This is a genomic window from Murimonas intestini, assembly GCF_024622195.1.
Lineage (GTDB): Bacteria > Bacillota > Clostridia > Lachnospirales > Lachnospiraceae > Murimonas > Murimonas intestini.
In genome coordinates, this window is sequence record NZ_JANKBI010000001.1 from 173,640 (window position 1) to 189,160 (window position 15,521).

Consider the following 15,521-nt stretch of genomic DNA (forward strand, 5'->3'; position numbering starts at 1 on the left):
CCCCTACAAACCGGGATTTATTGTTTACAAAATAAAATATTATTAACCCGTTCAGTTATATATATTTCATTTCCCACTACTTCAAGTTCATAACTATCAATAATCTCTTTATCATGTTTCTTTAATAATTCATCAAATCCATAAGCTGTATCTTTTTTCCTCGGAAACCGAATAGTGCTGTCAAAAGATTTTTCGAATCGCAGCCCATTCTTTCCGCATATTTGTAACCATTCGTCTTTTGTATAAAACTTAATATGACCATCTTTTTTTTGCTGCATGTATCCGTCAACAAATCGGCTGGTATCATTGACGTTAGGTGTAGGGTCTGAAATAAACAAGAAGCCATCTGATTTAATAACACGGCTGATCTCAGAAATACTTTTTTGTATATCTGGAAAATGATGTAACGCATATCTGGAAATAACCATGTCAAACTCATTATCAGCAAATGGAAAGTTAACACCATCATAGGTTATAAAACTAATGTTTTGGACATTTTCTTCTTTTGCCTTAAAACGATTGACTTCTAATGCCCTTTCAACAATATCCACTCCAATGACAGATATATTTGGATATTTTTTTGCAATAGGAAAAGACAAATAGCCACTTCCTGTACCTAAATCTAAAATCTTCATGTCCGCTTTAAATGGCAAGAAATCAAGAATGTTTTTCAAATGATGTCCATCTTGTGTCTGCTTATTGTAATAATCCCCCGAATTAAAACTATCTTCAAATCCTTGCTTTGTAGCCATAATGCTGTTTTCTATATTCATAATATTCAATTCCTCTTTTCGTTTACAAATTCAATTTTTCCCCAATAAATAATCCTCCAGTTTATCCTTTCAGATTCTTTAGAGCATCGGGACTATTTGAGATGATCATTCCGAGCGTTTCACACTTTTCCATTTCCAGGCAGTCACCACATGTGGCCACACCTTTTTTCAATGCGCACTGACGAATACCGCAAAAACTATCACAGTATACAGTTTTTGCTCCATCAGCACGACACCCCTCACAGTTGATATGTTCAGGCAGAATGGGTGCATTATTTAACTCAGCCCAAAGTTTTGCAGTTTTCTCACGCAGCGCCTGATCATCATTAATCGTTGCAATATATGCGTCACATTTTTCACAGTCCAATCCGCAGAATGCAATCTTATCCTTCATAGTTATGTACCTCCAACAATTTATTTTTTTGAATTAAGCTTTCTACCACAGTATGTATGATAAAACTAATTATACATCATATCAAAATATAAGTATATCATTGAAGGGGGTATATCCAGCTGCTCATGATTTAGCACAGACTTATTTCTTCACTGTAATAAAAAATAGTGTTGCATTTCTCGTATCCATACAAGTAAGAAAACTGCAAACCCACATGGCTGCTGGATTTATAGTGATTTACTGTGTGCGTTTACGGTTGATTTTTTGACGCTTTGGTGCCCAAATGGTGCCCGGATTTCGCGAAAGCATATAAAGACGAATAAAAAATTATAAAAAGACATGGGAAAATCAAGCCTTAAAATTCAGAAATTCATCCGTCATTCCTGTTACGCAATGGAATGGCAATTTGAAGGATATAGGAGTATAGAACCCTTACCATGTGTTCTTCGCGCTTTGAAAGCCGCTTAAATCAAGCCGTATCGGCTCCTACTGTGTGACTATATTCCTATTATAGTAAGAGGGCGAAAGCACTCTTAGCTTTCACCCTCTTAATTACAAATGATCAGGGGCAGATGGACTTGTCAAAGACGGCAAAGCCGTTCATTTTATCATTGACAAGGGTCGCTGATTCTGCTACTTGTCTATAATCTGAGTTGCATAATCCGTTCGTCAATTCTCCGTACTACGCCATGAGAGTAGGCCGTAAAGTATTTTAGCCAAAATCCGTAGGCAGTAGGGTTGAAGCTTTCAAAGTCTACTCCAAGTTGAGTATAGCCTTCTGCTTTCAGTGTAGATATTGTGAAGTTCAACAAATTTTGATATACACCCTTGCCTCTGTGCTCCGGTAGGCAATACGCACTATTAATATGACGATAGGTATCTCCGGTTGCAATGAATGTTTCCCCCGAAGCTGCAATTTTCAAAAATGCACAAAACTTACTGTTCTGTTTCGCCGCAAAATACCGTGCACCCTCTTTCAAAGAGGATACCATAAATTCCTCCCGTGTTTCGGGCTTGCGATTCATAAAGAACGGACTTTGTTGGCAATGGCGGTTTAATGCCAAGTCAAGCGGATAGATAAAATGATAATCATCTTTTGATATTTCGGAAAAGTCATAACCTGCACAAGGTTTGCAGTCAATCAATTCCATGGGGCGAACGGCATCCATACAGCGCAGTCCGAAACCATAACAATAAAATTGCCGTTGCAGCTCTTCATCATGGGCGTATAGGCAAATTGCATGAGAAACGGCTCCAGCCCTTACCCACTTTGCACCCGCAGCTTGATACATGGCCGCATAAATTTTTGAACGGTTCGTAGAAACTGCTGCGTGCGCGCCCATGGGAGAAAAAACTCCTTTCACATCCGTGGAACCAAATGCATTATCAAAGGGTGAATAACAATTTAAAAAACCTACCATATCTCCGCCATCGAATGCCGCTATGCCTAATCCGTTCTCCGCAAAATCGCTTAAGTCAGGAATGTCACTTACTGTTGGTAAAGCCTTTACAGCTTGTTGTTCTTCATCATAACACGCATGAGCGATTGCTTTTGCTTCATCAATATGTTGTCTTTCAAAATCTTTAATTTCCATACTATACCTCTTTCAATTGGTGGAGAGTTAAAGTATAGTCACCCTCCACATTGGAATGTAACTAATATTATTTCTCATATTACATCAACTCCTTTGTGTGAAATTATCTATATGAACACAAGAAAATCTTGTGATATTGTGTTACTACAAAACATACGCTTTTCTCTATTAATTTATTGGAAATTATACCATACATACAAGAATAGTTCTATGCTATTTTATAAACTTACACTGGATAGCCATTCGCAAATTTCAGAGAGGGCTTGGGATACTTCCCAACAAGTAATTTTTGAGAAGAGGGTACCCTCTTCCTATGCTTGCTATTCCAAAAGTTACACTGAAAGGGTCGGAAAGAAATGGAACAAAACTGATAATTGAAAAATGTTCCACGGAAGCTCGTGGTGCCCAAATGGTGCCCGACTTCCAAAACCATGCTGTAAGGAGATATAACGAGAAATAAGAAGATATGCAAAAGCCTTTGATTTAAGCCACTTGCGGCGATACTTATAAACACTTATGAACGCTTGTAAGGCGTTAAAGTGGATCTTAATCAATAAAAAATAGTAGAATAACCTGCCAATCTCAATACACGCTTTGTGCCTGCTGCGATCTGCTTGTTGGGAGTATCCCAAACCCTTTGTCTATTTCCTAACTGGGTGCCCATAAGGCATTGTGGAAATATTGATAGAAATACGGTATTATTAAAGTGATATAAAAGTTATGCCCGCAAGAGATAATCGACATTTTATGGAAGAGTGATAAATAGACATTTATATAGTGATAGTAGCAATTTAGCAACTACTGGTTTATTGTGGAACATTTATCCCTGATATATTATTGATATGGAGGTGAAAATGATGTTTTCAGAAAAATTGCAAATGATACGCAAAAATAATGGACTAACTCAAGAAGAACTTTCAGAAAAATTATCCGTTTCAAGACAAGCTGTAGCAAAATGGGAGGCAGGACATACATATCCTGACATAACAAATCTTATAGGTATAAGTAATTTTTTTAATATTACTGTTGACTATCTAGTGAAAGAACAGGAATGTAGTCTGAATATTACAGATACACAAGATAAGGATATTGAACGGTTGATTTTGTTCCGATTAGAGGCAAATGTGAATACATATGCTGCATATATGAATGAAACGTCACCGACCAGATTGAACTCCCACGATTTTACCTATACTAATGCCCCTTATATGTATCATGATACATACGTTGGCGGAGAGAAATTCGCTGGTGAAGAGGTAATATGGCATAAAGATAATGTGCAGTATGCGATGAATTATTGTGGACAAGTGTTAGGTCAGCAGTTTAGTGGAGATTTTTTAAAAGAAGCATTAAGAAAAGCAGATATGAAAATGCCATATCGTGGACCAGAGTATTATCAATCAGGGGAATATACATATAAATGCAATGTGGTTGGTGATTTTACATGGTTTCAAGGATATGAAGAAATCTATTGTAATACAGAGAAAGTTTATGAGTGTTATTTTCATGGTGGAACAACAAATTAGAATCTACAAATTTGAATTTTGTGGGGGAGATTTATAACGCAGGATTTAAGCAAAAGTGGAGAAAAACTTTGATTTACAAGGGCTTTGCCGCTCCGTTATAAAGACTTATAAGAAGTTAATATAAAATTTCGATACCGCAAATCTTTCATCCTGAAAATGTCTTCTATGATGCGCTCATTTTCTTCAAGTACCACAGCATATATCAAAAAATCATCCCAAAGAATAAGCTGCTATTTCTCCGCTTCCGCTAGGTTAGAGAAGTCATGAAGAAAATTTTTCAGACCGGAAATCTGAGCTGTCAAAAGCTCGCCTGTATCCGTCCGCTTTAACCACAGGATTTTTTTCGATGCAGATAGTATCATACGAAGCACCGCAGAAATAGGCAGCAGCAGAATTGCCAAAAACGATATCACAAAAAAGCTCTCAAAGCAATTCCAATCACCATATCCGGCGATGATAAAAGATAGTTCATTTGTTCAATACCAAAAGATTGTGGAGCTGCCGACAGAAAACCCTCTGCTTTGTCCAGCCAGCCGCTCTTTTCAATTTGGACTGCGGCTATCCCCATCCCCAGAAAAAGAAGAAACGGCATCAGGCAGCCACTAAGGCAGCCTATAAGAAAAAGAATACAAATAGCGGTACAAGGAAAACCAGCCTGTCAAGTTTCTGCCAGTGCGTGATCTGTTTTGTTGCAATGTTTTTTTTCATGGTTACTCCCTTTCCTCTTTTGGAAATCTAATGCAGGAGAACAGGCGCAACAAAAACCGTCATGATCCAATAGTAAAGCCCTATCCAGCAGATTACGGTAAATACCATAAATATGTTTGGATGTTTACCCAATGACATATTTCCCTTATAGTATTTGTGATAATTCCGCGGATGCAGGTAGAGAGTCCTTTCCTCACTGGGGATGCACTTAAAATGGCAGTCAAGTTCGTGCATTTTATACTTTTTACCATTTGGAGCTACATAATAATAGGTGGCAATATATTCAGTTTCTCCACTGGAAAATTGTTCGGTTTTTTCGTCATAATTCTGAACATGTAGTTCATCATAATGATCTAAATAAGCGGTTACCTTCCTTCCATCCTGCTCCGCTTCTTCCTTGAACTGCTGCCCTTTTCCTTTCAGCCGTTTCGTCAACTTATGCTGAATGATTCCAACAATAACGATATACGTCACTGTGATCGCAAAGAACAAAACAATAGCGATTAAATCTTTCATAAAACCACCCCCATCCATCATTTTTCTCTGTCATTTATAAATCTACATCTTATGAATTATTTATTATAGTACAATAAAAATCAGAATTCTTGTACGATATTACACTCCTGGCCATTCCACCACTTTCCTCCATCAATGACAGGTTTCATTTTACCCCTAAGGAATGTCTATATATATACTTCCATTGTAGAGATACACATCTGCTCTTCTTCCGATCAAAGATTTTGTTTTCTTTCCGAAGCGCTCTGCCCGTGCCCGTTTCACCTGTCCATCTTTACTGTCAGTGTATTCAACTTCAATCCAGTAATTCGGCCTTGTTGTATTAAAATCTTTTTTTATTCCATCATCATCGTAGTATTCATGCTCAACATTCTCTTTTTCCCCGCCAGCATTAATGACCTTACCAATGCAGCGATATCCCCGCTCCATCATCTTATGCCGGATTGCCATTGCCTTCTTATATCTCTTTGTTGCAATCCTATAGCCATTAATACCGAAAGCTGCTGCCAAACAAAAAAATACAATCCTCAATAAAAGAAAATCATCTGCATACATCCCTAATGCAGTCCAAATTACAATATGTGCAATACTGACACGGTCTTCTAAATACCCATAATAATATTCATCCCGATATGTATATTTCAACTCATCCCCTCCTCGTATTAGGACAATTCACTATTGACACCCCATCCCTTTCTGCTTGTTGGAGTGCGGGAATTGAGTCACTGCTTCTTTTTAAGTTCAGCCATGGCACAATAATGCAAAACATCGAACTCATCAGGTGCATTTTCGGTAAGTAATCTTTTATGTTCTTGTTCCCACATGGCAATTTCTTCTTCCGTAAGTGAAGCACCAATTCCCCGGCAGGCTTTCATTCTTCCATTCCAGCTTTCTCGAGTGAAATGTACATATAAAGGATATTCCTCATGAAAAACTAATTCAAATTTTTCATTATAACAGTCAGGTATAAATATTGGATGAACCGTCTCCCCTGCACCGCTCCACTTTGGACTATATTTCAGCACAAGTTTTTCGCTTGCTCCTGCAATTTTATCTTCGTAAGGCAGCCAGGCCATATACAAGACAAGAATACGTCCGTTTGGCTTTAGCATCCGATAAAACTTAGACACAGTTTCCTCGTGGTTGAAATACCAGAAACATTGACATGCAGTAATTACATCAAATGACTCATCTGAAAAATCCACATTTTCTGCTGATAATGCATAGTAATCGATATCCATTCCCTCTGAAAGAATTTTTGCCTGCTCAATTTGATTTACGGATATGTCTGTACCTGTCCATTTTGCTCCATAGCGGTACATATTCCTGGGCAGAACTCCGGTCCCGGTTCCCATATCAAGTACCTTTTGACCATTTATACATAATTTACGGCTTATGATCCTATCATAAAATTCCTGCGGATAAATATCCCGAAATCTTGCATAATCCGCCGAAGTTTTTCCCCAGTCAAAAGCTTTCCCACCATCAATATTTTTATCTGTTATATTCATGTCTGCGCACCTCCAAATTATAATTTTTTAGAAATAAACCAGATGTTACAAATCTTATATAATGTTCATTTTATAGTACAGATTCATTCTCAATATCATCATCTTCACATTCAAACGAAGATATCATATTTAATGCGCTTTTAGCCATCTCACTTTCAGGAAAAAACTCAAGTACCTTTTGATAATACTCCTTTGAAAGCTTTGCATTTTTAGCTTGCGCATAGCAAAAAGCAATATTCAGCAATGCCATTTCCGTATAGGAAGATCTACTGGAAGATAGTAATGTGATACAGCGGTATTTATCAATCCAAGTATGCCTGCAAAAGAAATTATAGCTTTTTTTAAACTCTTCAATAGCTTTCAGATAATTTCCCTGCTTATATAATAAAATACCTTTTCTGTGATGATGCGGAACACAGCTACGCAATATTAAAGAAACTGCCAAATAAGTTATCATGGCAAGTATGAGTGCGGACTTAAAAGGTTTTATAAATGTATGAAAAATTAAAACCAGTATCCCCATTATAAAAAGCTGTGGAACTATTGACAGCCACGCGATTTGACGCACAACCGGTTTTCCTGATGACATATGATATCCTCCTCAATCACATAAATGGATTTTTGAATGCTTCACTCATTCGCTACAAAGGGATTTGTACAGTAACCTTTGCTCCATGAGTTTCAACAGAATTATCAAGTAATAACTGCCCTTTATGTTGTTTGATAATCGTATTTGTAATATACAGCCCCATTCCATAATGTATACCAGAAGTCCGGCTGTTATCACCCATATAAAATTGTTCCTTTGCACGTTTCAAGGCCTCCGGAGAAAATCCCTTTCCCGTATCAGAAACAGCAATGTTGAAATACTGAATATCTTCATAAATATCAAACAAAATATTACCGTTATCTGGTGTATAATCAACAGCATTTGAAGCGACATTCAAGACGGCTCTTAACAACTGTTCTTTATCTGCAAGAATATAATCAGTGTTATAATCTTCATTCCATTTTAAAGTAATATTTTTTACGGCACATAAGCCTTTCACGTTTACTTTCACTTCCTTTAAAATTTCAGCAATTTTCGTTTGCTCTAATGAAAAAGAAAGTGGGATTTTAGATTTTGTGACATCAATTAAAATTTGCACGTAATTGTACATTTTTTCATAACTGCTCATAATATAATCAGCACATTCTTTTTGTTTATCCACAAGCTCTGTATCATACAATAATTCTGTGTTTCCGCGCAGAATGGTTAAAGGCGTTTTTAAATCATGTGCAAGTGCAGATATTTGTTCTTGTTGTATTTTATCTGCTTTCCATTGGGCCATAAGTGATTTCTTTAATTCATTTTTCATGTGCTCTAATGCTTTTAGAGCTTCATTGATTTCAAAAATACCACTATTATTTACTGTGAAATCTAAATCTTGTTCCTCTATCTTCTGAGTCACGATAAGTAATTTCCGAATTTTACCCCCTGTATATTTACCGAACAAGTGTGACACAAAAATCAATAAAGCAATCATTTCAATGAAAGCTATAATTAAGACAGGTATATCTGCAACAGGGAAGAAACTTCTTAACATCTCATTTTTAAATTGCGATGCAATGCGATAACGCAAAATTAGTATTTCATTGCCGCGATCAATCGTTTTATAGCGATATGGGCGTTCACTGTCTTTGTGATTAAGGATATTTATATTCCAAAATGATTTAGCAGTTTTAGTTTCAAGAGAGCTTTTTTCTAAATTTCCATTTTTTGAAAAAAGAGAGTATTCACAAAAAAACGGAACATCAGTGAAATCTAATTCTTTGGAGTTTTTTAACTTATCGCTGGCATCACTGATTTCTTCATCAATTTTTACGGTTGGGACTATAACATCTGTATTCACACAAAACATATATGTTCCAATATTGACAGCACCTATTAAAATAATACCACAGGCGACTAATAAAATATATCTCATAAAAATAGTTCGTAGTTTTTTTACACCCATTTATAACCGCACCCCCAAACCGTTTCTATAGGGGATATATCAAATTCCGATAATTTATTACGAATATTTTTAATATGGGTGGCAATTACTGTATCGTCACTTTCTCCGTCAAATCCGAATATTGCCTCATAAATTTGTTCTCTTGAAAACACCTGACCTCTGTTTAATGCTAAATACTCACAAATTTCATATTCACTTTTTGTAAGCGGCACTTTTGTTGAATCTATCCTAATTTCTTTTGCATTCAGTAAAAAGGTCACTCCCGAAATCAATACGGAATACTTTTTTTCTCTGGTATCTCTGCGTAAATGTGCATTGATACGAGCCTGTAATTCACTTGCACTAAAGGGTTTTGTAATATAATCATCTCCACCTATGCCCAAGCCCCTAATAATATCTATTTCTTGCGTCTTTGCTGTCAAAAAAATAATTGGGCAATCAACATAAAAACGAATCTTTTCACAGACCTCGAACCCGTTTATTTCTGGCATCATAATATCCAATAAAATCAAATCAAATTTTCTAAAGTCAAAATTTAAAACATTTTTGGCATCTTTACATAGAGTTACATTGTGCTTATCTTTTTCAAGTATTCTTTCTATAAGATGTAACATTGCTGCTTCATCATCTATCACTAAAATATTTGCCATATAAACACCCCATTTCTTGTTTTAAGTTTTTATTCCACTGTATGTTTACCACTATATTTTCTAAACCAAATCATTAAGAGGATTACCAATAAAACTGTTAATACAATACAAATCACTATAGCGGTGGTTATTTCTGCATTTTGTATAGCTTCTATACGTAATGCATAATTTAAAGCATAATCACTCAGATGAATACCAATTCCATATGGTATGACAAACCAAATCCCTGTTCCTAATCCCGTTTGCAATAATGCTGCCAATAGACTGCCAACAGCACCCAATCCTATACAAGTGTTTTTGCCAAACCTAAAAGATATCATGAAATAAACTGCATAAAACATAATGTTGGCAGACCATAAGACCAAGGCAGGAAATAGAAAAATTTCAATGGAAAGTGCTGCAGTATCTCTAAAAATAGGGAGCAATATATAGAAAAGAGCGGCACTCCCTATCATTGCTAAAAACCCAAAGGTTATAAGGATAAGAAATTTTGATAAAACTGCAAATCCCCTATGAGGAAGTGTAAGCAGATTTTGAGAATATCCTGCACCCATTTCCTGTTCTTCAACTATATTACAAACAATGGCAATGACAAAAGGATAACATATTGCAAAAATTTGAAAGAACGATGATACTACATTTAATTCACTTATTGAGGAAAATGCTGTATACAAAAGAAGTAAACCAACTCCACAGATTGGTAAAGCGAGGTGTATGAAATAAAAGCTGGAATATTTTAGCTTGTACAAATCACTTTTCGTATATCTAATGAAATCAACCATTTTATTTAACCTCATTTGACAATAATTTAGAGGAAAGTATTGTTAATAAAGCAGCTGTCACTAAACTAATGAACAACGCCGGAAAAACAATTCCTTTATCCAATAAGTAAGAGCCTGTTTCTATAGCCAGTCCATTAGGATGGATACCTAAAAACGGACAAACTATTCTTGCGGGAATCGCATATAAGTTGATAAGAAAATAGTTTTTCTCAGCACCCAATAGCGATATGATAACATTCCCGCCAATGGAAAGCAATATTGAGAACAGATAGCTGCCAAATTTACATAACATCATAATAAATGGAATTTGCCATAAATATGTTACTGTCAAGAGTATGCAACTGACAAAACCATTAAGTATTGAAATCTTTGTTTCCGCAACAGTCCCTAATATTGTACATCCAATCCACATTATCAAGTTTGAAATCAATAGTAAAATAGCTACCGCTGTCATTTTACTTAGCCATACTTTGTTTCGGCTGCTGGATAAGCATAGTACATTTTGATAATGTGTTTTCTTTTCACGAATGATTGTGCTTGCACACAAAATTGACAGCGTAATAGGAAGCAGTATCTCGTACCACCAATTATAAGAAGCAGGCTGAGCAGATGTTCCACTTAAAACAAGTCCTAATAAAATAGTGAAAAGGGGAGAAATAATAACTAACCTTAAGGGAAATGTATGTTTTGTTTTTAGAATTTCAGAACGAATCAAGGTACTCATTTCATATTTCTCCTTTCCGTTTTCATAACAACATTCATAAAAATATCTTCTAAATTTGCACTGCTATCAATTTGGTTTTCATATCCCAATGTTCCATTTGCGATAATACCAATTTCATCAGCAATTTGTTCAACCTCAGATAAAATATGACTGGATAAGATTACTGTTATGTCTTTAGATGGCAAAGAACGGATAAACTCTCGTAATTCTTGAATACCTATCGGATCTAGCCCGTTTGTCGGTTCATCTAAAATTAAAATTTTAGGATTTGGCAATAGAGCAAGTGCTATTCCAAGACGTTGTTTCATTCCTAAGGAGAATTGCTTTGCTTTTTTCCTGCCTGTATCAGTTAAATTTACAATATCAAGAACCTCTAAAATTCTTGTGTCTGGCAATCCCAACGCTAATGTACGAACCTTTAGGTTCTCATATGCGGTCAAATTTTCATACAATGGGGGCATTTCTATTAAAGCACCGATATTTCTTAAATCATTACGGCACCAGTCATGGTCATCGATTTGAATTTTTCCAGAAGTAGGCTTTAATATACCAACAATCATTTTTAGGATTGTTGATTTTCCTGCTCCATTCGGTCCCAGTAATCCATATATTGAGTTCTCATGAATACTAAGCGACACATTGTCTACTGCCTTTTGATTTTTAAAAGACTTACAAAGATTTGTTGTTTTTAAAATTGTTTTCATAATCTTTCATATCCTTTCTTTATCTCAAATTCATTATAAGGACTAATTTTGAAGATTTCATAGAGATTTGCAAATATTAAAAAAACCTTTAACATTCGAATAACCGCTGCCAAAATCGTCCATAGAGCAGTGATACCCGCATCTGTGGAATGAATCAATGATCTACCTCCTCTGCTATGTTGTAACTTCTGTTTTGAGTCTAATGCTATTTTCATCTGTAACGACAAAAAGCCAGCAGTTCATTTAGATTCTGCTGGCTCATACTTTGCGACACGATGTCACAAAGTTACTATGTTTAATTTTTCCGTTCAAATAGTACCTACTTAATTATACTCGTATCCCTCCCGGATGTTCTCCGATACCGCCGAAAGTCCATCGCCTGTTTCTGTTTCTGCAATCGCATCTATGGCGTTATTATTCTTTTTTGGCAAAACCATTCTTCTCCTACAAATTCTAACCGTGCTTTTTGTCATTATCCACTCATCAACACTCCACCCCTCTAAGGCGTTCCACAAGAGCCTCCTTTGAAAAGCTCTTCATAGACACCAGGATGATGATAAGTGGTATTGCGATCAGTACAGCCGCATACACAAGCGCAAAAACCGTCGGGAACTTAAACGCCATATAGAAAGCCCCCCTATTGTAAAGCATCTTACTTAGAACATAACCGCACATCGTACCGATAGTCATTGTGGTGCCCACAGTCATAAGGACCAAAAACAGGCTCTCTCCCAAGAGCATTTTGCGGATTTGAGCTTTCGCCATACCGATGGATTCAAGCATTGCAAGCTCTTGTTTCCGGGTTACGATATTGGTGATCAGCGTGTTCATCATACTTAAAACGCTGAACGTCATGATAAAGATGGCAAGTCCGCTGATCGCTCCGAAAAGAGTATTGACTGTATGTGCATCTGCAATCTTTCTGTCAGCAAGTGTCTGCATATCCAATTCCATTCTTTCATCTACCATCTGGCTTAAGACTTCGCCAACAGCAGCTTCCTTCTCAGGGTCAGTTGATACAAGCAGATTGGAATTCAGGCTATCATAGGATACTAAATTCAAAATAACCTGTTCAGGCATTAGGAACCAGCCTTCCAGATGGTCGTTATCCAGAGTATATTGATCATTCAAGATCCCGAGAATCGTTACCTCCTTCTCTGCCATCTGAGTCCCATCATAATAATGGAATGTCAACACATCTCCAACATGAAACTGCCATCCATAAATTTCCATGACATTGGAATTACCAGTTACCAGTACATAATCACCGGACATCAGTTTATCATAGTCAGCCGAACCCTCCTCTATATAATTCCCGATAGTTTTCGTTTCTTCATCGTTCAGAGGATAGACCGTATCCTTGTTGTTAAACTCATCTAGTTTTGGAAAGTCATATATGATGCCAAAATTTTTTAATTGTTCCACTCCTTCCACACCGTCAATAGCTATGATCTCCTGGATCATCTGACTGTCAAGGGGCACTTTTGACTGCAGCTCGCTCATTCCATTTTCGTTTAGTTCTATAGCAAACTGTGAATAGAAAATATCAAACTCTGCATGTGTAAAATGCGACTGCCTTGAATAATTTGCCTTGTCAAAGGAAGAGATATAAGTAGCTGCTACCATAAAGAGTATACCACCAAAAGCAAGAGAAAGCATCGTGATAACTGATTTCTTTTTATTTTTGGAAAAGTTCATCACGCCCAGACCAAACGGGGTAAGGCTGCGGCACATCTTCTTGTTAGCGGTCTTTTCCATATCGTCCTGCGGTACATAACGCAGCGCTTCCATAGGGGATACCAACGCTGCCAGTTTTGCAGGCTTATGTACGGAAATCATTGTGATGAGACAGATGATGATAAACACGCAGGCCGCGATCAGCAGGGTGTTCCATAAATCAAAGCCTGAGGGAATGATAAAGTAACCTGCCACACCGCCAATGAGGATGCCGATAGGAGAAGCATATAGAAACAGCCTGCGGCCTTCCTTTGACACCAGTTTTTTCATTTGTTTTTTTGTCATGCCAATGGTGCAAAGCTGCCCGAACTGGTGTATTTTTCCGATAACAGACAGATAAAACACGCCGTAAATGACCAGGATACAGGCAAGCAGGATGACAACACCAACCAAGCCAAAAATTAAAACATCCTGCATATTGATGGATAAAGAGTCCAGGAAAGGTTTTGACGGGTTGATGTACTTTCTCTCAATACCTGCATCGCTGCCGATCAGGTACATTGCTTCCTTACATTCTTCAGGATGCATTGTGGCCGCACCATACAATTTCGCGTAGACCTCATATGGAGAATCTTTTAGCTGGCTTCCATTTTCGGCATAGCTTCGGGAAAAGAATACAGAAAACCGCTTGGCGGCTTCGCCGCCCTTCAAAATACCCGCTACCGTAAAGGTTTCTGTATTTCCATCATAAAAGTCTAAAGTGACCTGACTGCCAATCTCCGGAGCAATCCCCACTTTTTCAAGCATTGCTCCCTGTACCGCAATTTCATCTTCTCCTTCTGGCAGTGTGCCGGATTCCAGCTCTCCGATCTGGATCTTATCGGACATCTCGTCCACATAGAAAGGGATGATCTCAAAACCATCCATTTCAGAAGGCGTACCTGTCTTGACCTGGATTTGATAAGCAATACGCTCGTCTGCTTCCAGGGCTTCTGCTTGACCTTCAGAGAGGTTGAAATATCCTACCTGCTGCATATGAGAAAGCTGCCTTTTCGTATATTCCTGCTGACCGGCTGTATACATCAGGATTGCCATCAGCAGGGCAGACGCCAGAACAATGGTGATCATCACAAAGATGTTGCGCATACGGCTGGATTTCAGACTCTGCCTTGACATCTGAGAAATCATTTTTTTCGTTATTTTATTACTGCTCATTTTTTCACTCCCTTATGAACGAATTTTTCCATCCTCAATGCGGATCTGCACATCTGCCTTTTCCGCGATTTTAGAGTTGTGGGTGATCATCACGATCGTCTGGCTGAACTTTTCACTTGTCATTTTCAAAAGATCGATAACCTTATCGCCTGTTCGGCTGTCAAGGTTTCCTGTTGGCTCATCCGCAAGGATAATGGCCGGCTTGGACACCAATGCCCTCGAAATCGCCACACGCTGCTGCTGACCGCCGGAAAGATGGCTCGGATAATTTTGCAGCTTCTTGTCAAGTTCCAGGAACTGTACGATTTCCTTTAAAAACCCCTTATCCTCTTTTTTTCCGTCAAGGCGGACAGGCAGCACGATATTCTCATATGCAGTCAGATAAGGGATAAGGTTGTAGTTTTGAAAGATAAATCCTATCCTCCTTCTGCGGAACACTGTGAGCTGTTCCTCGCTCATTTTTTCAATGCTCTGATCTTCCACCTGCACACTGCCTGAAGTAGGGACATCCAAGCCGCCGAGCATATTGAGCAGGGTGGATTTTCCGCTGCCCGATGTTCCGATAACAGCAACAAATTGTCCTTTGTCTACAGATACATTCACATTGTCAAGTGCTTTGACAAGGTTCTCGTCCTTACCATAATATTTTTTCAAATGAGATGCACATAAAATTGGCATATAAATTTCCTCCTTAAGTTTTGAGCATATTACGGATAATCTTATACCACATATAAAAAAGGGCAATAGCA

15 protein-coding genes are annotated in these 15,521 nt (G+C 37.5%); 1 reads left to right on the forward strand and 14 read right to left on the reverse strand.

Features of this window, described 5'->3' with window-relative positions; translation table 11 throughout:
* Positions 1-17: 17 nt before the first annotated feature.
* From NSB28_RS00850 to NSB28_RS00860, 3 genes are all read right to left on the reverse strand, one after another.
* Positions 18-773, reverse strand: coding sequence for a class I SAM-dependent methyltransferase (locus NSB28_RS00850; protein ID WP_109624640.1), 756 nt, complete (start codon positions 771-773; stop codon positions 18-20).
* Between the two features lie 61 nt (positions 774-834).
* Positions 835-1,167, reverse strand: a complete 333-nt coding sequence (locus tag NSB28_RS00855) for a DUF3795 domain-containing protein (RefSeq protein ID WP_109624639.1) — start codon at positions 1,165-1,167, stop codon at positions 835-837.
* A 641-nt stretch (positions 1,168-1,808) separates the two neighbouring features.
* Positions 1,809-2,762, reverse strand: a complete 954-nt coding sequence (locus NSB28_RS00860; RefSeq protein ID WP_109624638.1) for a GNAT family N-acetyltransferase — start codon at positions 2,760-2,762, stop codon at positions 1,809-1,811.
* 854 nt (positions 2,763-3,616) lie between these two features.
* On the opposite strand from NSB28_RS00860, the gene NSB28_RS00865 reads away from it, so the two are divergent.
* Positions 3,617-4,288 carry a DUF5680 domain-containing protein gene (locus NSB28_RS00865; protein ID WP_109624637.1) on the forward strand — a complete coding sequence of 224 codons (672 nt, stop codon included), beginning with the start codon at positions 3,617-3,619 and terminating at the stop codon, positions 4,286-4,288.
* Between the two features lie 735 nt (positions 4,289-5,023).
* Here the strand turns inward: NSB28_RS00865 and NSB28_RS00870 are convergent.
* The 11 genes from NSB28_RS00870 to NSB28_RS00920 all read right to left on the reverse strand — a co-directional run bounded on the left by NSB28_RS00870 (position 5,024) and on the right by NSB28_RS00920 (position 15,450).
* Complete coding sequence (locus NSB28_RS00870) at positions 5,024-5,512, reverse strand: hypothetical protein (protein WP_148408722.1); 489 nt, start codon at positions 5,510-5,512, stop codon at positions 5,024-5,026.
* A 156-nt stretch (positions 5,513-5,668) separates the two neighbouring features.
* Positions 5,669-6,157 carry a hypothetical protein gene (locus tag NSB28_RS00875; RefSeq protein WP_109624635.1) on the reverse strand — a complete coding sequence of 163 codons (489 nt, stop codon included), beginning with the start codon at positions 6,155-6,157 and terminating at the stop codon, positions 5,669-5,671.
* A 77-nt stretch (positions 6,158-6,234) separates the two neighbouring features.
* Positions 6,235-7,023 carry a class I SAM-dependent methyltransferase gene (locus tag NSB28_RS00880; RefSeq protein ID WP_109624634.1) on the reverse strand — a complete coding sequence of 263 codons (789 nt, stop codon included), beginning with the start codon at positions 7,021-7,023 and terminating at the stop codon, positions 6,235-6,237.
* Positions 7,024-7,093: 70 nt separating this feature from the next.
* On the reverse strand, positions 7,094-7,612 hold the full coding sequence (locus tag NSB28_RS00885; RefSeq protein ID WP_109624633.1) for a tetratricopeptide repeat protein: 519 nt from the start codon (positions 7,610-7,612) through the stop codon (positions 7,094-7,096).
* A gap of 52 nt (positions 7,613-7,664) precedes the next feature.
* Positions 7,665-9,020 (reverse strand): sensor histidine kinase, encoded by a 1,356-nt coding sequence (locus NSB28_RS00890; protein ID WP_109624632.1) that lies wholly within the window; start codon positions 9,018-9,020, stop codon positions 7,665-7,667.
* Positions 9,011-9,670, reverse strand: a complete 660-nt coding sequence (locus NSB28_RS00895) for a response regulator transcription factor (protein ID WP_109624631.1) — start codon at positions 9,668-9,670, stop codon at positions 9,011-9,013. The genes NSB28_RS00890 and NSB28_RS00895 overlap by 10 nt, the downstream gene beginning before the upstream one ends.
* A 29-nt stretch (positions 9,671-9,699) precedes the next feature.
* The gene (locus NSB28_RS00900) at positions 9,700-10,452 is read right to left on the reverse strand and encodes a lantibiotic immunity ABC transporter MutG family permease subunit (RefSeq protein ID WP_257497363.1); all 753 of its coding nucleotides are present in this window, start codon (positions 10,450-10,452) and stop codon (positions 9,700-9,702) included.
* Between the two features lies 1 nt (position 10,453).
* Positions 10,454-11,176: a lantibiotic immunity ABC transporter MutE/EpiE family permease subunit gene (locus NSB28_RS00905; protein WP_109624629.1), complete on the reverse strand. Its 723-nt coding sequence runs from the start codon at positions 11,174-11,176 to the stop codon at positions 10,454-10,456.
* Positions 11,173-11,880, reverse strand: a complete 708-nt coding sequence (locus NSB28_RS00910; protein ID WP_109624628.1) for a lantibiotic protection ABC transporter ATP-binding protein — start codon at positions 11,878-11,880, stop codon at positions 11,173-11,175. Before NSB28_RS00910 ends, NSB28_RS00905 begins: the two co-directional genes overlap by 4 nt.
* 483 nt (positions 11,881-12,363) lie before the next feature.
* Complete coding sequence (locus NSB28_RS00915; protein WP_109624627.1) at positions 12,364-14,772, reverse strand: ABC transporter permease; 2,409 nt, start codon at positions 14,770-14,772, stop codon at positions 12,364-12,366.
* 12 nt (positions 14,773-14,784) lie between these two features.
* A complete protein-coding gene (locus tag NSB28_RS00920; RefSeq protein ID WP_109624626.1) occupies positions 14,785-15,450 on the reverse strand; it encodes an ABC transporter ATP-binding protein in 666 nt (221 codons plus the stop codon).
* Positions 15,451-15,521 lie beyond the last annotated feature (71 nt).